Raw genomic sequence first — 19,967 nt, forward strand, 5'->3', positions numbered from 1 at the left:
GCACGGTTCGCCGCCCGCTGGTGCTGGCGCGGTATCACAACTCCCATGTCCGCTCGCTGCCGACCTACTGTCACAAGGTGGATTCCGTGAGCAAAAAACAAGAGTACACCGGCGATTATCCAGAGAAGACGCTGTATCTCCCCGGGCCGACAGAGGTGCGCGACGACGTGATCGAGGAGATGGCACAGCCGACGTTCGGCCATCGGATGGATCGGATGACCGACCTCTATACGACGATTGTTGAGGACACAAAACAGTTCCTCGGCACCGACGACAACGTGATCATCCTCACGGCCTCAGGCACCGAGTTTTGGGAGTCGACGACGCTCAGTCTCGTTGAGGATCGGATGCTTGTGCCGACCTCCGGCGCGTTCAGCGAGCGCCAAGCCAACGTCGCCGAACGCCTCGGTAAAGAGGTCGACCGCATCGAATACGAGTGGGGCCACGCGGTCAAACCCGACGACATCCGCGACGCACTCGAAGCCAGCGATGAGGGCTACGACGTCGTCGGCATGGTGATGAACGAAACCTCGACCGGTGTGCGCAACCCGGTTGAGGAAATCGGCGACCTGCTGGGCGACTATCCGGATACCTACTTCGTCGTCGACGCCATCTCCTGTCTCGGCGGTGACTACATCGATATCGAGGCCCACAACATCGATTGTATCTTTACATCGGTTCAGAAGGCCTTCGCCATGCCGCCCGGCCTGGCCGTCTGTACCGTCAGCGACGCCGCCTACGAGCGCGAACTTGAGAAGGACTCTGCGTCGTGGTACGGTGGGTTCCAGCGGTGTCTCGACTACTACGACCGGAAGGGCCAAACGCACTCGACGCCGGCGATCCCGCTCATGTTGGCCTACCGCAAGCAGATGAAACACATGCTCGATGAGGGCCACGCTGCTCGCGACCAACGCCATCGGGAGATGGCCGAATACACCCGCGAGTGGGCCCGCGAGCACTTTGGGCTGTTCGCCGAGGACGGCTACGAGTCCCAGGCGGTCACCTGCATCGAGAACACCCGCGGTATCGATGTCGCCGCCACCGTCGAAGCCGTCTCCGAGAAGTACGACATGGTTTTCGCCAGCGGCTACGGCGACCTCAGCGAGGACTCGTTCCGTATCGGTCACATGGGCGAACACACCGTCGAGTCGATCACAGCACTGACCGACGCGATCGAAGACGTGGCTGATCTGTAGACGACTCCCGGCGCGTACGGCGGGGTAGTCTGCTACTCTCTCGTTCGTTGATCCATCCGTCGACGGAACTCCGCGAGATCATACGTCTTCTCGCCTTTCGGAACAATACCGACGACGGTCATTCTATCACCACTGATCTCGTACACAGCGCGATAACCTGCATTGCCTACGCGTTCGCGATAGAAATTGTACTGATCAGAGCCGGTTAGATACGTGAGATGCTGCTGTGGGACACGTCCCCACTGGATTTTCTCCGACCAATCGTTGATCTTGTTGAGAATTCGCGCCGCGTGATCGGGGTTATGTTGTTGTATGTCGGCCAGATCATCCTGCGCACTCTGGAGAACGGTAAGTTCTGTCGGTGCCCGAGGCATCACTCTTGGTCAAGTTCGATGTCCAGCGCGTCAGCAACCTCATCAACCGAGCGGTGTGCCTCCTCGTCTTCGAGTTCGGCAAGTCGATCAGCAATGACGGCTCGCTCATCGGGGAGCATCTCATCTTCGGGCGGGTGACTGGGTGCTTCGCCGTCAGTTGCCATACAATAGTGTGCGTGGCGTATATTGATAAGCTTTGTTCCAAACCTTCGAATCAGTGTCTGTAACGACGCTACAACGAACGCAGTGGGTTCAGCAGGATACACTCCGTCTGCGCTTCTCGTGTGCAACACGGCTATGTATCCCACCTCCTAATACCGGATCATGAAAGTCGAATTTGACCGCGACACCTGCATCGGGATGTTCCAGTGCGTCGCCGAGTGGGACGGGTTCGAGAAGGATATGGACGCCGGCAAGGCCGTGCTGAAAGGCGGCGAGGAAACTGAGGACGGCGTCTTCGTTGTCGAGATTCCGGAGGATGAGGAACTCGACGCGAAGTTTTCGGCTCGATCGTGTCCGGTCGATGCGATCGCCGTCTACGATGATGACGGCGAACAGATCGTCTGAGCAGCCGACCGATCTAACTCGACGCCGAAATCGCCTGATCGAGGTCGTCGATGATGTCCTGTGGATCTTCGATCCCGACCGACAGCCGGACGAGGTCGTCGGTGACGCCGGCCGACAGCTTCTCTTCGTCGCTCAACTGTTGGTGAGTCGTCGATGCCGGGTGAATGATCAGCGTCTTTGCGTCGCCGACGTTCGCCAGCAGCGAGGCCAACTCGGTCGACTCGACGGTTCCGCGGGCGGCGTCGTAACCGTCCTCCAGCCCGAAGGTGATCATCCCGCCGTAGCCGCCATCGAGGTATTTCGAGGCCATCTCGTGGGTTTCGTGGCGTTCGAGCCCCGGATAGGTCACCCACGACACGTCTGGGTGGTCGTCGAGAAATTCGGCAACGGCCATGGCGTTCTCACAGTGTCGCTCCATCCGCATCGGCAGCGTTTCGAGTTTCTGCATGGTAACCCACGCATCGAAGGGACTCTGTTGATTGCCGAGGTCGCGAAGCCCGCGGGCGATGGCAGCGTAGGTGAAGCCGGCGTCGCCGAACGTTTCGGCGAAGTTGACGCCGTGGTAGGCGGGGTTGGGCGCGCCGATCTCCGGGTAGTCATCGGCGTGGGCTAGCCAATCGAAGGAGCCGCCGTCGATGAGCGCGCCGCCGACCGTCGAGCCCGCGCCGTGAATCCACTTCGTCGTCGACTCCCAGACCAGATCCGCGCCGTGTTCCAGCGGGCGGCAGAGCGCGGGGGAGGCGAAGGTATTGTCGACGAACAGCGGCGTGTCGTGCTCGTGGGCGATGTCGGCGATGCGCTCGAGATCCGGCGTCACGAGCGCGGGGTTGCCGATGGTTTCGAGGTGGACGTAGGCGGTGTCATCGTCGATGGCCTCGGCGTAGGCGTCGTAGTCGAGGGTGTCGACAAAGCGGGTCGTGATCCCGCGGCGTTCGACGCTGTGGGTGAAGTAGGTGTAGGTGCCGCCGTACAGCGACGACGAGGAGACGATGTTGTCGCCGGCTTCCGCCAGCAGGAACGTCGCGACATCGAGGGACGCCATCCCCGAGGCGGTGGCGACCGCGCCGACACCGCTCTCAAGAGAGGCCAGCCGCTCCTGGAGCTGGCCGACCGTCGGGTTCATCAGCCGCGAGTAGATGTGGCCCGGCTTTTCGAGGGCGAACTGTTTGGCGGCATCTTCGGCGTCATCGAAGACGTAGGAGGTGGTCTGGTAGATCGGCGGTGCGCGCGCCCCGGTCGCGGGGTCTGGATCGGTGCCGGCGTGGAGACTTCGGGTCTCGAAGCCGTCTGTGTCGTCGGACATACGGACGGGTAGACGCCGAGCGGGCACCTAAAACTGCCTGCCGCCCGCGGGACTGCCGGTATCTTGGACACAGTGTTACCGTCGGAGCCACTGACGACAGCGTTAGCCCGAAAACAGACTGCTGTGAACTGGCGCAAAATCCTCGTCACCATCGTCGACGCGCTCCTCGTCGTCGGCTGCGGTGTCGGTGATCGCCCGTCCATCAAGGCCGCTGTCGAGGAAATCCCGAACCGGCGGGCCGACGTTTTCGGGTTCGACGAGGAAGGCGTCGTGACCGTGATCGGAGTCGACGACGTGGTGGGCGACAGGCACATCAGCCGCGCGGAACGCCTCGGCCAGCGTCTCTGATTGGCTTACAGTGAAATGCCAATCCGAGGTAAACGACAGCAACAGCGCCTCGCCCTCGAACGCCGAGATCGCCCGCTCGATGGTGCCGTGGCCCTCCGCGAGGTCGTAGTCGTCCATCGCCCGCGTCAGATAGAGGTAGCTGTTGGCGTCGTATCGCCCGGTGAATTTCTCGGCGTTGTAATCGAGGTAGGACTCAACCTCCCGGTAGGGGAAGAACGCCGCGGCCTTATCCGGCGGAAAGAGGGCGTCGCTGCCCTCGATGCCGCTGTCGCGGCCCGCCGAGCGGCGGCCGAACTTGCGCTCCATCGAGGCCTTCGAGAGGTACATTACGTGACCGAGCTGGCGAGCGATGGCAAGGCCTTGCTGTGGCGGGCTGGCGTCCGCGTCGTCGCCGCCGTAGTAGTCGCCGCCGTTCCAGTTGGGGTCGCTGCGGATCGCCCGGCGGGCGACGGCGTCGATGGCGAGACACTGGGGATCGAGGCTGGCCGCCGCCGCGACCGGCGCGATCAACTCCGCGTCGTCGGGGAACTGTTTGACCCACTCAAGCACGTTCATCCCACCGACGCTACCGCCGATGATGAGCCGGAGGCGGCCGACGCCGAGATGATCGAGCAGACGACGCTGGGCTCGCGTCCAGTCGCTGATAGTGACGGGTGGGAAGTCGGTGCCGTAGGGCTCGCCCGTCTCTGGATTCGTCGAGGCAGGCCCAGAGGAACCGTAACAGGAGCCGGGCACGTTCGCGCAGACGACGTAGTAGTCGGTGGTGTCGATGGCCTTCCCGGGGCCGACGATGTCGCCCCACCACGCTCGCGCCTGTCCCGCGGTGCCGGGGGTGTTGTAGCTGGCGGCGTTCTGGCTGCCGGTCAGCGCGTGACAGACTAAAACGGCGTTGTCGCCGGTGAACTCGCCGTAGGCCTCGTAGGCGATCTCGAGGTTGGGGATCGACTCGCCGCACTCGAAGCGGAACTCGCCGATTTCCACCGTCCCGCGGTCGACCTCAGTCGCACTCATGTATTGCCTCCAGTTTGTCGTCCTCGATCATAGTGGTGCTCATTGGTCGGCAGCCACCGCCAGCCCAGCGTCGAGATCCGCGATGATGTCCTCGCTGTTCTCGATACCGACCGACAGCCGAAGCATGTCAGGGGCGACACCTGCCGCGCGCTGTTCGGCCTCGCTGAGTTGGGCGTGGGTCGTCGAGGCCGGATGAATCACGAGCGTCTTTGCGTCGCCGATGTTGGCGAGGAAACTCGTCAACTCGACGGCCTCACAGAACGCCTTGGCGGCCTCGAAGCCGCCGTCGACGCCGAAGGTGACCATGCCGCCGTAGCCGTCAAGATATTCGCTGGCAGTGTCATGGGTCGCGTGGTCATCGAAGCCGGGATACGTCACCCACGCGACGCACGGATCATCTCGAAGGAACGCCGCTACCTCGTGGGCGTTCGCACAGTGGCGATCCATGCGTAACGGCAGCGTTTCGATCCCCTGCATCGTCTGCCAGGCGTCGAATGGCGACTGCTGATTGCCGACCGCCCGAACCGCGCGATGGCGGGCGGCCAGCGTGAACGCGCGGTCGCCGAACCGCTCGCTGAAGTCGAAGCCGAAGCCGGGGTTTTCGCCCGACAGCTCCGGATAGTCCGCATCGGGGTGATCCCATGGGAACGTGCCGCCGTCGACGAGCACGCCGCCAACAGTCGTCCCCGAGCCATGAATCCATTTTGTCGTCGACTCCCAGATGATGTCCGCACCGTGTTCGATTGGTTGGCAGAGCGCGGGCGTCCCGAAGGTGTTGTCGACGACGAGCGGAACCGCGTAGTCGTGAGCAATGTCGGCCAGCCGCTGGAAATCCGGGGTAACCAGCGAGGGGTTAGCGATGGTTTCGACGTGAACGTAGGCGGTATCGTCGTCGATCGCGTCGGCGTAGGCGTCGTACGCAAGTGTTGGCACCGTGCGGGCCTCGATCCCGCGGCGCGGCGCGAGCGTCGAGAGGTAGCTACCGGTGCCACCGTACATGTCGTTGCTGGCGACGATGTTGTCGCCGTTTTGAGCTAAGATCGTTGTCAGCGAGTCCAGCGAGGCCATGCCCGAGGCGGTGGCGACGGCACCGACACCACCCTCCAGATCAGCCAAACGGGCTTCGAGCTGGCGGACAGTCGGGTTTGAGACCCGAGAGTACACGTCGCCCTCCTCGCGGAGCGCATAGCGGTCGGCGGCGGTGTCGGCGTCCTCAAAAACGTACGAAGAGGTCTGATAGATCGGTGTTGCCCGCGCGCCGGTGTCGGGATCGGGCTCCGTCCCGGCGTGCAGACTCCGCGTGTTGAAGCCCGTGGTCATGTACAGTATGCATATATCTCTAAGGTTTTATGCGTGAGAGTTACGGCAAAACCGGCTGGTATGTGGTGTGGTGTCACTAAACAATTGCTTAGGTCGAAACGCCGGTAATCTCGAAGCATGTCCCGCCGTCGTCGCGTTCGTCGACCGCGATCCGCCATCCGTGGGCCTCGATAATCCGTTTGACCACCGCAAGGCCGATGCCGGTTCCCTCGTCGTCGGTGCTGTAGCCGAACTCGAAGAGTGCCTCGTAGTCGTCGGAATCGATGCCGGTTCCGTCATCCTCGACGGCAAAGCCGTCCGGCGTTGTTGTGACCGTCACCATCGATGCCTCACCGTGATCGTTGGCGTTCCGAAAGAGATTCTCGAAGGCCTGCCGGAGGCGGGCTGGGTCTGCGGCAACCGTCCGGTCGCCCGCAACGGCGAGTTCCAGCTCGCCGGTCTCAGCGGTCGCCCACGCGTCGGTCGCACAGTCCTCGATAGAAACGGGTTCGGGATCGGCAACCGTCTGGCCTTGTCGGGCCATCGTCAACAGCATCCCGATGAGCTCGTCCATCCGGTTGTGGGAGGTTGCGATATGCTCAAGTCCCATCCGTGCGGTCTCGACATCCGGCTCCTCACCATCGAGGGCGTCTGTGATCGCCGCAGCCCACCCCTCAGCCGTTGACAACGGATTGCGGAGGTCATGCGAGACGACATCGGCAAACTCTTCGAGCCGGTCGTTTTGCTCCTCAAGCTGTCGTTCCCGCTGTTTGCGGTCGGTGATATCGCGCAACACAACGACGTAGCCTTGGGTGAGATCGAACTGGTCGGTCACCGCTGTCACCTCGAGATCGTAAACCCGCGCTGGGCTCTCGTTTGTCGTAACTTCAACAGGCGTCTCCGGGTTCTCGATCGCAGCTTGAACCCGCTCGCTGAACCCCTCGGCGTCGGGCTCGGTGAGTTTGGCTCGTTTGTCGAGCGTCCCGACCACCCGGGTTGCGGCCTCGTTGTACTCGATGACGGTCAACTCGTCGTCGACGATCACCGCTGGGTCGGCCATCTCACGAAAAAACCGGTCGGCCGCGACCGGGGCCCGCCGCAGGAAATCGTACCGGTAGAGGGCGATCCAGATAACAACCCCCTGTCCGGCGTACAACACCGGTGTAAGATCCAGTTGCGGGTGTAGTCGAACATCGAAAAGAAACAGCAACGTTGAGGCGGTGTTCACCACGACTGCCCCCAGAATAATGATCGCCTGATACCGATAGAGGCTCTGTGCCCGGCGAATAAACCGAACGAGGAGTCCGAAGGTGAACAAAAGCAGGAGTGTCGTGACAAGAAACGTGCCCCGCGTGAGCGGGCCATACACTTCGAGTGGGAGAACAAACAGCCCGAAGGAATCGTATACGATCTCAGAGATAAAAAGATCATTTGGATTACTGATCCGAAGAAACCCGTGAACACCGGCCCACAGCCACAGCAACCGCGGCGCGGTATCCGGGATCCACTCGCTGTCGCCGGTGTAGTCGATCACGAACGCGAACCACGCGGCGATCGAGAACGCGGCTGCGATCCCTTGGCCGACGACGGCGGCGCGGGTCAAAACACCCGGCGGGCCGAGCAGCATACGTAGATAACAGCCAGCCCAGAGCCCGTAAGCGGCCAACAGCCGTCCGAACGAATCGGCGATCGGGTGATCGATCCGGTATCGAACGTAGGCAGCTAGCCCAATGCTGACAGCCGTTGATAAAAACACCAGGATGGCGACAACGACACTCAACAGTACGTCATCGCCCATTTGGTTAACAGGTTGGTGTGGCCGCATATAAAATAGTGGCCACAGAGACCGGTGTAGACCGGCTGTTCGTCCGTCTCTCGTCACCCGGAACCGAACCGACTTTTCACGCACGTGCCGTTAAAGCCACCAATGAGCTACGCCGACGACGACAACCCTTATCTCCGCGAGCCGCCGACGGAATTCGAGTCCGCCGAGTCGCTCACACCCGAGGCGGCTGAACACCAAGCCGACCAGCTCCGGGCGGCGATCCGCGAACACGACTACCGCTATTACGCCGACAACGATCCGCTAATTGCCGACCGCGTCTACGACCAGCTGTTCGACCGCCTCAAAACACTCGAAACCGCATTCGATCTCGACGACCCCGACAGCCCGACCACCCGCGTCGGCGGCCAGCCGGTCGACGAACTCGACACCGTTGAACACACCGCGCCGATGCTTTCGATCGCCCAGAGCGGCGAGGCCGGGGATGTCCGCGAGTTCCATAAACGAACCGCCCGCCTGCTCCGCGAGGAGGGGTTCGACCCCGACAACATCGGCTACGTCTGTGAGCCTAAATTCGACGGCATCTCCATCGAACTCGTCTACGAGGGCGGTCGGCTCACTCGCGCGGCCACCCGTGGCGACGGCGCGGAAGGCGACGACGTGACCGCACAGGCTCGCCGCATTCGGGCGATTCCGCAGCGGCTCCGCGGCGATTCCCCCGCGCTGCTGGCGGTTCGCGGTGAGGTGTTCATGCCGAAAGACGGCTTTCGGGAACACAACCGCGAACGCGTCGAGGACGGGAAGGAACCGTTCGCCAATCCCCGTAACGCGACCGCGGGGACGATCCGCCAGCTCGACCCCTCGGTCGTTGCCGACCGGCCGCTGGACTGTTTCGTCTACGACATCATGGCCTACGAGGCCGGTGACACCGGACACGAACGACCGGCCACCCAGTGGGCCGAACGCGAGGCCATCGCGTCGTGGGGGTTTCACGTCGATGACCTCGCCGACCGCGTCGACGACATCGAGAGCGCAATCAAGTACCGCGACTCGCTGCTCGACGAGCGCGAGGAATTGAACTACGAGATCGACGGCGTTGTTATCAAGATCGATGACATCGCCGCGGCTGACGCCCTCGGCAACACCGCCCGCGAGACGCGGTCGGCGTTCGCCTACAAGTTCCCGGCCCGAACCGAGGTGACGACGATCACCGATATCGTCGTTCAGGTTGGCCGCACCGGCCGGCTCACCCCGGTCGCGCTCCTAGAGCCGGTTCAGGTCGGCGGCGTCACTGTCTCGCGGGCAACCTTGCACAACCCCGGCGAGATTGAATCCCTTGGCGTCGCTGTCGGGAACCGAGTCCGCGTGCTGCGCGCTGGCGACGTGATCCCGTATATCGATGAGGTCGTCGACGACGAAACAGACAGCACCTTCGCATTTCCCGATGCTTGCCCCGTCTGCGACAACCCCGTCGACCGCGACGGCCCGCTGGCCTTCTGTACCGGTGGGCTGGGCTGTTCGGCCCAACGGGAGCGGGCTATCGAACACTACGTCAGCCGCGGCGGCCTCGACATCGAGGGGCTTGGCTCCGAGCGCATCGGCCAACTCCGGGCGGCCGACCTGCTGGACTCGCTGGACGACCTCTACCGCCTCGACCGCGAGAAACTGGCCGCACTGGAGGGGTGGGGCGAAACGAGCGCGCAGAATCTCCTCGATGAGATCGACGCTGCCAGCGAGCCGCCGCTGGATTCGTTCCTCACCGCGCTGTCGATTCCGGAGGTCGGCGGCGCGACCGCGACCGCGCTGGCTCGGGAGTTCGGCGATCTCGACGCACTGATCAACGCCGACACCGACGCCCTCGAAGCTGTCGACGACGTGGGGCCAATCGTCGCCGAGACGATCCGGGAGTTCTTCGACAACCCCGACAACCGCGCAGCCATCGACGCGCTGCTCGATGCGGGTGTCGACCCGCAGCCGGTCGAGGGAGCCGACGCCGGCGACGAACTCGACGGGCTCACCTTCGTCTTCACCGGCTCGCTGGCGGTCTCGCGGAACGACGCCCAGGCGCTGGTCGAAGCCCACGGCGCGAACGCGACTGGGGGTGTCTCTGGCAACACCGACTACCTCGTCGCCGGCGACAACGCCGGCCAGCGAAAACAGGACGACGCCGACGCCAACGGCGTGCCGATCCTCTCGGAGCGTGATTTCGCCGAACTGCTGGCCGACTACGGGATCGCCTGGCCGCCGGCGTAACTCACTCACAATCCATCGCGCAGTCGTAGGCGTTGCTGTAGATCCAGTAGCCGTCGCCGGCCGGGGCCGTCAGCGTCGCGTACTCCAGCGTGAACCGCGGCGCGTTGGCCTGGTCGATGGTCTCGACGTACTGCCACTCGCCCGCCGGCTCGGGGATCGTGGGGTTGTACTGCCAGACGTGAACCTCGCCGTCGGTCACGCGCAGGGCGTAGGATTCCGGCAGTGGGTCGTCGCGCGGCGGCCGCGCCGCCTCGGGTGGCTGTGACTCGCTGGACATACCCGTCGTTCGGGTGAGTCGGACGTAATGCTATCTCGGCTTCCCGACACGAGCACACGGGAGAAGCGGTTCGAATATCATCGACGACAGGGAACGCGTGTTGTCGGAAGCGTTATTAGGAATTATCCATAATTCATAATTCAGATGGCGAAATCACCACCGCAGTCGGGGGAGCCGTCGATCCGCCAGCTTCAGACTGTCGTCGATCTCCTCAAAACGCCGGCTCTCGCCCGGATGTACGCCCACATTCTGCAGGAGGGTCCGGTCAGCGTCGCCGACATCGTGTCCGCACTTGATATCCCGCAGGGAACCGCCTACGACTACGTTCAGAAACTCGAAGCGGCCGGACTGATCGAGAAAACACGGGAGAAGCGACCCGCCGAGTACGATACCGAGGCGATTTCGCTCACGCTCTCGACGGATGGTGACAGCCAAACGATTACGCCAGCACTCATTGCCGCTGTCGCCCGCCGCGAGACGGACGAGGATATCGACGTGTTCGTCGACCGCCACGGCCTCGACGGCCTCGCTACCGCACTGGAGTACGCCACTGAATACGTCGAGGGTACCGTCAATCACCGCATCGCAGCCCGTGAACTCGACCTTTCGCCGCTCGAAGCTGAGATCATCCTGCAAGCACTGGAACCCGTCGTAACCGAGTACCGGACTGCATGACGACGGCGTACATCGCTGATACGGGGGTGTTCGTCCGGTGTGGCGGTCCGGACAACGAGAAATTCCAGCGGCTTCGCCACGCCCTCCGCAAGGCTGGTGTTTCCTTGCTCGTTCCGCAGCGCGTCTACGATGAACTCGGTGGCGACGCGGCGACGACGGAGTATCCTTCCGGAAACGTGGCATACAGCGACGGCTTCGAGGAGGGCTGGCTCACCGTCGCTGACGAACTCGATTACACGGAGTCGGTCGTCTCGACAGTGATGGACGCCGCCCGTCGCTTCATCGCAGCCGAAACCGACCGCGATGAGGATCTGATCGAGAAAGCTGACACGGCACTTCTCGGACTCGCTGTGCAGGTACTCGCCTCCGGACAGGCCGATCATGTCGTGCTCCTGACGACCGACAAACCGGCCGGCCGGGCAGCCGAAACGCTCCTCCCAAAACACGGGTTCGACGACCAGATCACGTACCGATACGTCAGCGTCGAGTATCTCGAAACGATCTCCGCAGAAGATTTTTGACGCTGAGCCGCGTTATGGCTCCGGCGGCGCGCCGTCGTAGGCCTCGTGATCGGTGTAGAAGTTCAGCATCGCAAATTTCAGCTTCTCTGGGCTAATATCGACTAACTCCTCACGCTCCTCGACCGGGAAGCTCCGGCGGACGCTGTATTTCCCCATGTCGGCCTCGGTGTATCGCTTGTCGGCGAGAATGCGGACGCCGAAATCCTCCGGCGAGCGGATCACCCGGCCGAGTGCCTGCCGTGTCTTGCGAATCGTCGGGATCTCGACGGCGTAGGCCCAGCCGGCGTCGCGCTTCTGGTGGGTCCCGCTGTAGGCGCGCTCGTAGGCGTCCTGGACGGCCTCCATCCGCTCGGAGAGTCGCGGGTACGGGACGCCGATGACGGCGACGGTGCGGGCCTCGTTGCCGTCGAAACTCACGCCCTCCGCGAGCGTCCCCCACAGCGACGTGAACAGCGCGGCGTCGTCGCTGGCGACGAACCGCTGGCGGAGGTCTTCGGTCGATTTCCCTGATTCATCAAGGATGAGCGTGCCAAATGGCTCGTCAGCACGGTTCTCGACGCTGAGGCGGCTATGGTAGCGTTCGGCCTCCGAATACGAGGGAAAGAAGAGCAATGTGTTGCCGGGCGTAAACCGGATCACGTCTCCCAGCAGCTGGCTGATGGTCTCCTGTGTCGCGGGGTCGTCGCGCTCGCTGGCGAACAGGGCCGGTACCTCGGCCGCGTACGTCCGGCGGTTTGCCTCGGGGTAGGCCAGCCCGTAGGCCATCGTCGCCGGCGAGTCAAGGCCGAGTACGTCCTCGGTCACGTCGAACGGTCGGAGCGTCGCGCTCATCAACACGCTGGCGTACACGTCGTCGAAGAGGTTCCGCGTTACTTCGCGCGGAATGCAGGTGTAGAGTTCGGCACGGCCGTAGACGTCGCCGGTCTGGTCGTTTCGCCGGACGCCGGCCATCGGGTGCTGGCCGAGTTCGCCGCCCTCGTCCATCCACGTGCTGATGAACTGGGCGGCCTGGAGGGTCTGACACTCCGCGCGGCTCGTCGCCTCGCCGTCCTTGTAGGCGCGTTCGTACTCCTCGTCGAGGGTGCGGCCCAGCTGTACCGCGAGTTCGGTCTCGGTGTCGATACCGCGGCCCTCGTAGAGCCGCAGGAAGGCGAGGGTGATCTCGTCGCGTGCGTCGGGGTTGGCGACCGACACGTCCTCCCAGTGCTCGCCGACATTGTCGCGTTCGTAGTCGCTGAGTTCGTCCTCGTAGGTGACGACGAGCGCGTCGCGGAAGGCCTCGATCACGTTGCGCGCAGGCTCGGCGCGGGAGTCATCGAGTCCGGCGAGTTCGTCGAGGGCGGCGTCGAGCGTCGTCTCGGTCATGGTTTTCGTCGCGTGATCGCGGGCCGCGCCCTCGATGTTGTGGGCTTCATCGAAGACGGTGATCACGTCGCTGGGGTCGCAGTCGAGCCACCGGAAGAACTGCTCGCGGATCATCGGATCGAGCAGGTGGTGGTAGTTGCAGACGACGAGGTCGATATCCTCCATCCCTTCCTTCAGGAGTTCGTACCCACAGAGGTTCTGCCCCTCGGCGTACTCGTAGATCTCCTCGGGCGTTCGCACGTCGTCGAAGAGCCACCCAAAGAAGTCGTCGGTGTCGGCAGTGAGGTTGTTGTAGTAGTACTCACAGACGTTGCCGCCGCGAAGCTCGTCGAGTTCCTCTTCCAGCTCGTCGAGTTCGTCCATCACCGCGTTGCGGGCTTCCGCCGCGCCGGACTCACCCTCCTGGCTCGCTTCGAGCAGTTCCTCCTGGCGGGCGGCGAGTGCCTCGTGGTCGGTTTCGGTATCGACGAGTTCGCGGGTGGTATCCCGGAGGGTCTGGCACTCCTGGTACCCCACGTCGATGTGGCACATCTCGGCTTTGCCCTTGAAGACGACCGCCTTGATCGGCTCCGTGCGGGTGATCGCGCGGGCGTCGTCGACGAACTGCCGCATCTGCTGGTGGACGTTGGTGGTGATGACGACCGTTTTGTCGTTATCGCGCGCGTAGGCGAGGGCGGGCACGAGCGCCGAGAGGGTCTTTCCGGTGCCGGGCGCGCCCTCGAAGAGTACGTCGCGGGCCTGGCCCAGCGAGTTGGCGATCCGGTCGATAGCCTCGCGCTGGTTCGGGTACGGCGTCTCGTAGGGGAAGAACCGGAGGTCGTCGTCCGCGGCTGTCACACCTGCTCTTTGGCGGCTATCGATTAAAACATAGGGTCGATTACCCGAGCAACTCGACCAGCAGTGCATTCTGGGCGTGCAGCCGGTTTTCGGCCTGCACCCACACAATCGAGCGGTCGCTTTCGATGACGCTGTCGGTGATCTCCTCGCCGCGATGGGCCGGCAGACAGTGCATCACCGTCGCGTCGGTATCGGCCAGCAGCTCGTCGTTGAGCTGGAAGCCGTCGAAGGCCGCGAGTTTTGCCTCGCGTTCGTCCTCCTCGCCCATGCTGACCCACACGTCGGTGTAGATCACGTCCGCGCCGTCGATGGCGGCGTCGGGATCGGTGTAGACCTCGGGTGGCTCGCCGCGTTCGGCGGCGCGGTCGAGGACGGCGTCATCCATCGCATACTCGGGTGGCGTTGCGACCGCGAGATCGACACCGGCGAGCGCGCAGCCAACCGCAAACGACTGGCCGACGTTGTTGCCGTCGCCGACCCACGCGACCCGCACGTCGTCGAGGCCACCGAACTGCTCGTGGATCGTCAGCAGGTCAGCCAGCGTCTGGCAGGGATGGGCGTCGTCGGTGAGGCCATTGATTACGGGGACATCGGCGTACTCGGCGAGGGTTTCGGCGTCGGCGTGGTCGAACAGCCGGGCCATGATCCCGTCGACATAGCGGCCCATCGCGCGGGCGGTGTCCTTCAGCGGCTCGCCGTGGCCGAGCTGGATGTCGTCGGGACCCATGAAGATCGCGTGGCCGCCGAGCTGCGTCATCCCGGTCTCGAAGGAGATCCGGGTGCGCGTACTCGGCTTCTCGAAGAGCATCCCGAGCGTCTGGTCGGTCAGTCGGGCGTCGCTCTCGCTGGCCTTCAGCTCAGCTGCCAGCGCGAGCAGATCGTCGAGTTCGTCGGCCGAGATATCGTCGATATCGAGGAAATCGGCCGCGTTCATTTGGCCGCCTCCGCGTTGGTCGCTGCTTCGCTGTCGCCGCTCGCCGCGCCGTCGCTCGCTACGTCGTCGTCGACGCCGCACCGCTCGCAGACGTCGATCAACACGTCGATAGCGTTGTCGAAGGCATCGAGCGGCAGGTGTTCGTTCGGCGTATGATCGAGACTGGAGTCGCCGGGGCCGTAGCTCACCATCTCACAGTTCCACTCGGTGGCGAAGACGTTCATATCGCTGGTGCCGGTTTTTCGGAGCAAGCGTGGGTCGCCGCCGCCCGCGCGGATCGCCGCCCGGAAGACGCGGGCCAACTCCGTGCGGGGGTTGGTCATCACCGGCGGGATCGACTCCGTCCAGTTGACTGTGCCGATCTCAAGTTCGGCATCCGAGAGCTCGCGCACCTCGTCGGGGGTGCGTTCGGGCGGCACCCGCAACTGGAACTCCATGGTCGCCTCCATCGAGAGCCCATCAACGGAGACACCGCCCTCGATGTCGACCGGCTTGGTCGTCACCTGCTCGAAAACGGGGACCCACTCGTCGGGCTCGAAAATCGCCTCGACGCGATCCCACCAGCTCATCCCCTGTTGGATCGCGTTGAGGTCGGGCCGGGAGTGGTGGCCGGACTCGCTGGCGGCGACGTAGGTGCCCTCGACGAGGCCGCGGTAGCCCAGCGTAATTCCGTCCCAGCCGGATGGCTCGCCGTTGATGATGAGGTCAGGTGCCTCGTGGTGGTCTGTCAGATACCACGCGCCACGCGAGGTGGACTCCTCGCCGACGACGCCGACGAACGAGGCACCGGTTTCGACCGCCGCAATCGCCATTGAGGCCAGCGATCCCGTCGCGTCGACGCTGCCGCGACCCCAGAGTTCGGGGCCGTCATCGCCGTCTTTGATCTCGACAGGAATCTCGCCGGGGACGGTGTCGATATGCGACGTGAGGAGGACGGTGTCGTCGCCCGGCGCGCGAACGTTGCCAATGTCGTCGATCCAGACCTCGCGGTCGTGGGCCTCGAAGAAGGCTGCCAGTGCCTCGGCGGCCTCTGTCTCCTCGCCTGAAACCGACGGAATCGAGACGAGTTCGACGAGCAGCTCCCGGCCCTCGGTGTCGATAGCGGGATGCTCCACTGCGGCGTGGGTTGATTCGACAGCCATCAGTCAAGTGCCTCCGTGAGCGCGTCGACGACAGTGTCGACGTGTGTTTCGTCAATGGTGAGCGGGGGCAACAATCTGACGACTGTCCGACCAGCCGGCAACGCGAGGATCTGGTGGTTCATCGCCAGATCACGCAGCACGCGGTTTGCACCCTTCTTCACCTCAACGCCGACCATCAGCCCCTCGCCGCGTACGTCGCGGACGCCGAGATCGTGTTCCTCGGCGGCGGCCTCGATCTCGCTCATCATGTACTCGCCCATCTCGGCGGCGTGCTGTGGGATCTCCTCGTCGACGATGGCCGAGACGGTTGCGTGTACCGCCGCGGAGACGACTGGCCCGCCGCTGAACGTCGAGGCATGCGAGCCGTAGTTGTCGGCGATCCAGTCACGGCAGAGCGTCGCGCCGACCGGGAGCCCGTTGCCGAGCCCCTTCGCGCTCGTGATCATATCCGGCACCACGTCAGCCCACTCGGAAGCCCACAGCGTCCCGGTGCGGCCCATCCCGGTCTGTACCTCGTCGAAGATCAGTGCCGCGCCGCTGGTCGCGGTTTCGACGCGCACGCGCTGGAGGAACTTCCTGCGTGCGGGGTTGATGCCGCCCTCGCCCTGCACCGGTTCGACGATCACCGCGGCGGTGTCGTCGTCGATGGCGGCGGCCATCTCCGCGGCGTCGTCGTAGGTGACGAACTCGACGTCGCCCATCAGCGGCTCGTACGGTTTCTTGTACTTGTCCTTCCACGTCGTTGCGAGTGCGCCCATCGTCCGGCCGTGGAACCCGCGTTTCGTCGAGATGATCTTCGAGTTCCCGGTCGCAGCGCGGGCGAACTTCAGCGCCGCCTCGTTGGCCTCCGTCCCGGAGTTACAGAGCCACACCTTGTCGACGGTCTTCGGGGCTGTTTCGGCGAGCAGTTCGTACAGCTTTGTCCTGATTTCGACCGGGTAGGACGCCTGCACGTAGGTGACCCGTGAGAGCTGGTCGGTGATAGCATTCTGGACGGCCTCGTGGCCGTGGCCGAGCGGGACACAGGCGTAGCTCGCGCCCATATCCAGATACTCGGTGCCGTTGCTGTCGGTGACGAACGCGCCGTCACCCTCGACGATCTCGATCGGTTTCTCCGAGAAAACAAAGCCACTCATTGGGTGATCTCTCCGTTATCTGCCAGCGCGCTCGCCTCGATTTTCGTGCCCGCGCCGTTGAGCGCGCTACTGACCGGCGCGTCGCGGTTGGCGTCGCCGACGTGGACCGCCGGCGCGCCACCTTCCAGTGCCTCGGTTGCGGCCATGACTTTCTTCGTCATGAACCCTTCTGCAGCGTCTTTCACTGATTTTAGCTCCTTGGGTGTCGCTGCCGACTCGATGAGCGTCTCGGGGTCGTCGGGATCGGCGTAGATGCCGGCCACGTCGGTCAACACCACGAGTTCGGCGCCGAGCGCGCCCGCGACGGCGGCCGCCGAGCGGTCGGCGTCGGCGTTGACTGCCAGTACCTCGTCGTCGTCCTCGCCGAGCATCGGGACGCTCACGACCGGCGTGTAGCCGTCGTCGAGCAGCGAGTCCAACAGGTCGCTGTTCACGTCGGTGATCTTCCCCGAGTGATCGCCGCGCTTGATCTTCTTTGTGCCGTCGTCGAGCACGCGAACCGCCGACTTGCGGGGACCAGACAGCAGGCCGCCATCGACGCCCGACAGGCCGACGGCGTCAACGCCGGCGTTGCGGAACAGCGTCGTCAACTCCGTGTTGAGCTTGCCGGCCATCACCATGGCGAAAACCTCCATCGTCTCCGCGTCAGTAAACCGGCCGGTGACACCGCCCGGCGTTTCGACGTACGTCGGCTCGATGTCCATGCGTTCGAGCGTGTCGTCGACGGCGGTCGAGCCGCCGTGGACGACGACGACCTCGCGGCCCGATTCGACGAGGGCGGCGATATCGTCGACCGCGCCTTCGGGGTCGACCGCGTTCGCGCCGCCGATCTTGACGACGACCGGCGGCTGGCCGCCGTCGGCTCGGAGTCGTCGCCGCCGTGCGTTCGCAAAGACCACCGACTGATCGGCCGGTTGATGCTGGCGACGACGAGCGCGTGTCTGTGAATCGTGTTCAGTCATGTGCAACCACTCCGTATTAGGGCGCGCCAACCGGGTGGAGTCCCTGAAAGTCGAGGCCCGCCGTTTCCTCAATGCCGAGGGCGATGTTCGTGCCGTGGATCGCCTGCCCGGCCGAGCCTTTCATCATGTTGTCGATCGCCGAAAACGCCACCAGCCGCTTGTTACCGGGATCGAGTTCGAAGCCGACCTCGGCGGTGTTGGTGCCGGCGACCGCCTTCGGTTCGGGGTAGCGATAGACGCCACCGCCGCCGGCGACCAGGCGCACGAAGGGTTCGTCCTCGTAGCTCTCGCGGTAGGCACTCCAGAGGTCGCCCTTCGAGACCGGTTCGCCGGGGAAGACGTGGCAGGTCGCCGAGGAGCCACGGGTCATATCGACCGCGTGGACGGTGAACGAGAGCGATACGCCGAGGAACTGCTCGATCTCGGCCTCGTGGCGATGGCCCGTCGGCGCGTACGGGCGGACGACGCCCGACCGCTCGGGGTGGCTGGAGGCGTCGCCGCCGCCCGCGCCGCCCTCCGAGGAGCCGACCTTCACGTCGGCGACGATCTGCTCATCGCCAGAGAGGATCCCGGAATCAAACAGCGGTTTGAGGCCGAGGATCGTCGAGGCGGCGTTGCAGCCGCCGCTGGCGATGAGGTCCGCGCCCGGCAACTCTTCACGAGTCAGTTCGGGCAGCGCGTAGACGCTCTCCTCGAGGTATTCGGGCGCGCTGTGGCCGTCGTACCACTCTTCGTACTGGTCGGCCGTGTTGAGGCGGAAATCAGCCGAGAGGTCGACGACAGTGTCGGCGTGCTCGGCAAACTCGTCGATCTGCTCCATCGAGACGCCGTGTGGCGTCGCTGCGAACAACACGTCGACCGATTCGAGATCGTCTGGCGAACTGAAGCGGAGATCGAGTTCGCGGAGATTGGGGTGTGAGTAGCCGACCGTCTTGTTCGCCTTCGAGCGGCTGGTTGCCTGTGTGATCTCGAAGTTCGGGTGTCCGCTGAGCAGCCGCAACAGTTCGCCGCCGGTAAACCCGGTGCCGCCGACGACACTTGCGGTGTAGGTCTCGCTCATTGGGATGCCTCCGCGGTTCCGTCGCTCATTGCGTCGCCTCCGGCGTTGCCTCGTTCGCTTTCGTTTCCAGCCAGTCGACGACGGTGGCCGGCACATCGACATCGACACAGCCGTTGAGGGCTTTGAACTCGACGGTGTGGTTGATCTCGTGGACGGTGTATTTGCCACTGTTTTCGCCGCCAACTTCCATCAGATCGACGCCGAGCAGGCCACCGCCAACCGCGTCGCTGGCTTTCTCGACGAGGTCAAGCGCGGTGTCGTCAAGTTCGAAGCCCGCGGTGTCGCCGCCTTTCGCGGCGTTGGTCAGCCAGTGATCCGAGGTTCTGGTCATCGCCGCGACGGGTTCGCCGTCGGTGGCGACGACGCGGATGTCGCGGCCGGGTTTGTCGACGAACTCCTGGACGTAGAACACCTTGTGCTCGTAGTGGCCGAGCACCTTCTTGTGTTCAAGAACGGCTTCGGCCGCGCTCTCGGAGTCGAGTTTCGCCATCAGGCGACCCCACGAGCCGACGACCGGCTTGAGGACGCAGGGGTAGCCGAAGGATTCGATGGCGTCCATCGCCGAGTCGACGGTGAAGGCGACCTTCGTCTCAGGGGTCGGTACGCCCGCGGCATCGAGTGCGAGGCTGTTTTTGGCTTTATCGGCACACACGTCAGCCGTTTCGGGGTTGTTGATGACTGGGATGTCGTAGTGATCGATAAAGCGGGTCGCGTACAGCGACCGGCTGGTTGACAGACAGCGGTCGACGACGATATCGAGGTTGTCGATGTCAGCAGTCGTCCCGTCGAGGCCGAACTGCTGTTTGCGGACATCGATCTTCTCGATCTCGTGGTCGCGGTCGCGCAGCTCGTTGAGCAACAGCTTCTCGTCCTGTCTGATCCGTGAGTAGAGGATGCCGACTTTCATGCTACTAGCTGTGGATC

Annotated in this window: 19 protein-coding genes; 5 read left to right on the forward strand and 14 right to left on the reverse strand. The window is 63.9% G+C overall.

Going from position 1 to position 19,967, the window contains the following annotated elements:
* The first annotated feature begins 86 nt into the window (after positions 1 to 86).
* On the forward strand, positions 87 to 1,196 hold the full coding sequence (locus DP106_RS02165; protein WP_120083215.1) for a pyridoxal-phosphate-dependent aminotransferase family protein: 1,110 nt from the start codon (positions 87 to 89) through the stop codon (positions 1,194 to 1,196).
* A gap of 32 nt (positions 1,197 to 1,228) precedes the next feature.
* On the opposite strand, the gene DP106_RS02170 is transcribed toward DP106_RS02165, so the two are convergent.
* Positions 1,229 to 1,570, reverse strand: coding sequence for a type II toxin-antitoxin system RelE family toxin (locus tag DP106_RS02170; RefSeq protein ID WP_120083065.1), 342 nt, complete (start codon positions 1,568 to 1,570; stop codon positions 1,229 to 1,231).
* The gene (locus tag DP106_RS15725) at positions 1,570 to 1,734 is read right to left on the reverse strand and encodes a hypothetical protein (protein WP_165857802.1); all 165 of its coding nucleotides are present in this window, start codon (positions 1,732 to 1,734) and stop codon (positions 1,570 to 1,572) included. The genes DP106_RS02170 and DP106_RS15725 overlap by 1 nt, the downstream gene beginning before the upstream one ends.
* Before the next feature lie 160 nt (positions 1,735 to 1,894).
* Between DP106_RS15725 and DP106_RS02175 the strand changes: the two genes are divergently transcribed.
* Positions 1,895 to 2,137, forward strand: a complete 243-nt coding sequence (locus DP106_RS02175) for a ferredoxin (RefSeq protein ID WP_120083067.1) — start codon at positions 1,895 to 1,897, stop codon at positions 2,135 to 2,137.
* Between the two features lie 13 nt (positions 2,138 to 2,150).
* Here the strand turns inward: DP106_RS02175 and DP106_RS02180 are convergent, their stop codons facing one another.
* The 4 genes from DP106_RS02180 to DP106_RS02195 form a co-directional block, all read right to left on the reverse strand.
* Positions 2,151 to 3,440: an O-acetylhomoserine aminocarboxypropyltransferase/cysteine synthase family protein gene (locus tag DP106_RS02180; protein WP_120083070.1), complete on the reverse strand. Its 1,290-nt coding sequence runs from the start codon at positions 3,438 to 3,440 to the stop codon at positions 2,151 to 2,153.
* Between the two features lie 102 nt (positions 3,441 to 3,542).
* On the reverse strand, positions 3,543 to 4,799 hold the full coding sequence (gene metX / locus DP106_RS02185) for a homoserine O-acetyltransferase MetX (protein WP_120083072.1): 1,257 nt from the start codon (positions 4,797 to 4,799) through the stop codon (positions 3,543 to 3,545).
* Positions 4,800 to 4,838: 39 nt separating this feature from the next.
* Positions 4,839 to 6,119 carry an O-acetylhomoserine aminocarboxypropyltransferase/cysteine synthase family protein gene (locus tag DP106_RS02190; protein WP_120083075.1) on the reverse strand — a complete coding sequence of 427 codons (1,281 nt, stop codon included), beginning with the start codon at positions 6,117 to 6,119 and terminating at the stop codon, positions 4,839 to 4,841.
* Between the two features lie 88 nt (positions 6,120 to 6,207).
* On the reverse strand, positions 6,208 to 7,896 hold the full coding sequence (locus DP106_RS02195) for a sensor histidine kinase (RefSeq protein WP_165857803.1): 1,689 nt from the start codon (positions 7,894 to 7,896) through the stop codon (positions 6,208 to 6,210).
* A gap of 129 nt (positions 7,897 to 8,025) precedes the next feature.
* Between DP106_RS02195 and ligA the strand changes: the two genes are divergently transcribed.
* Positions 8,026 to 10,134 (forward strand): NAD-dependent DNA ligase LigA, encoded by a 2,109-nt coding sequence (gene ligA / locus DP106_RS02200; protein ID WP_120083081.1) that lies wholly within the window; start codon positions 8,026 to 8,028, stop codon positions 10,132 to 10,134.
* A 1-nt stretch (position 10,135) separates the two neighbouring features.
* Here ligA and DP106_RS02205 read toward each other — a convergent pair whose 3' ends face one another.
* Entirely contained in the window at positions 10,136 to 10,411 is a 276-nt protein-coding gene (locus tag DP106_RS02205; RefSeq protein ID WP_120083083.1) for a hypothetical protein, read from the reverse strand.
* A 144-nt stretch (positions 10,412 to 10,555) separates the two neighbouring features.
* Here DP106_RS02205 and DP106_RS02210 point away from each other — a divergent pair, with 144 nt between their 5' ends.
* Together DP106_RS02210 and DP106_RS02215 are read left to right on the forward strand one after the other, a co-directional pair.
* On the forward strand, positions 10,556 to 11,086 hold the full coding sequence (locus DP106_RS02210; protein ID WP_120083086.1) for a DUF7437 domain-containing protein: 531 nt from the start codon (positions 10,556 to 10,558) through the stop codon (positions 11,084 to 11,086).
* Complete coding sequence (locus DP106_RS02215) at positions 11,083 to 11,607, forward strand: hypothetical protein (RefSeq protein ID WP_120083088.1); 525 nt, start codon at positions 11,083 to 11,085, stop codon at positions 11,605 to 11,607. Before DP106_RS02210 ends, DP106_RS02215 begins: the two co-directional genes overlap by 4 nt.
* Before the next feature lie 12 nt (positions 11,608 to 11,619).
* Here the strand turns inward: DP106_RS02215 and DP106_RS02220 are convergent, their stop codons facing one another.
* Genes DP106_RS02220 through DP106_RS02250 form a run of 7 tightly spaced genes read right to left on the reverse strand, consistent with a single transcriptional unit; the run spans position 11,620 to position 19,950 of the window.
* Positions 11,620 to 13,809 (reverse strand): ATP-dependent DNA helicase, encoded by a 2,190-nt coding sequence (locus tag DP106_RS02220; RefSeq protein ID WP_240625308.1) that lies wholly within the window; start codon positions 13,807 to 13,809, stop codon positions 11,620 to 11,622.
* A gap of 40 nt (positions 13,810 to 13,849) precedes the next feature.
* The gene (argF, locus tag DP106_RS02225; protein ID WP_120083094.1) at positions 13,850 to 14,743 is read right to left on the reverse strand and encodes an ornithine carbamoyltransferase; all 894 of its coding nucleotides are present in this window, start codon (positions 14,741 to 14,743) and stop codon (positions 13,850 to 13,852) included.
* Positions 14,740 to 15,885 carry a [LysW]-lysine hydrolase gene (locus DP106_RS02230; RefSeq protein ID WP_120083096.1) on the reverse strand — a complete coding sequence of 382 codons (1,146 nt, stop codon included), beginning with the start codon at positions 15,883 to 15,885 and terminating at the stop codon, positions 14,740 to 14,742. The genes argF and DP106_RS02230 overlap by 4 nt, the downstream gene beginning before the upstream one ends.
* Positions 15,885 to 17,021, reverse strand: coding sequence for an aspartate aminotransferase family protein (locus DP106_RS02235; protein WP_120083099.1), 1,137 nt, complete (start codon positions 17,019 to 17,021; stop codon positions 15,885 to 15,887). The genes DP106_RS02230 and DP106_RS02235 overlap by 1 nt, the downstream gene beginning before the upstream one ends.
* Complete coding sequence (locus DP106_RS02240; protein ID WP_120083101.1) at positions 17,018 to 17,983, reverse strand: acetylglutamate/acetylaminoadipate kinase; 966 nt, start codon at positions 17,981 to 17,983, stop codon at positions 17,018 to 17,020. Before DP106_RS02240 ends, DP106_RS02235 begins: the two co-directional genes overlap by 4 nt.
* Positions 17,984 to 17,999: 16 nt before the next feature.
* Positions 18,000 to 19,043 (reverse strand): N-acetyl-gamma-glutamyl-phosphate reductase, encoded by a 1,044-nt coding sequence (gene argC / locus DP106_RS02245; RefSeq protein ID WP_120083103.1) that lies wholly within the window; start codon positions 19,041 to 19,043, stop codon positions 18,000 to 18,002.
* 25 nt (positions 19,044 to 19,068) lie between these two features.
* Positions 19,069 to 19,950, reverse strand: coding sequence for a RimK family alpha-L-glutamate ligase (locus DP106_RS02250; RefSeq protein ID WP_120083105.1), 882 nt, complete (start codon positions 19,948 to 19,950; stop codon positions 19,069 to 19,071).
* Positions 19,951 to 19,967: the final 17 nt, after the last annotated feature.

This window comes from Halonotius pteroides (assembly GCF_003605635.1).
In the GTDB taxonomy this organism is placed as follows: Archaea; Halobacteriota; Halobacteria; order Halobacteriales; family Haloferacaceae; genus Halonotius; species Halonotius pteroides.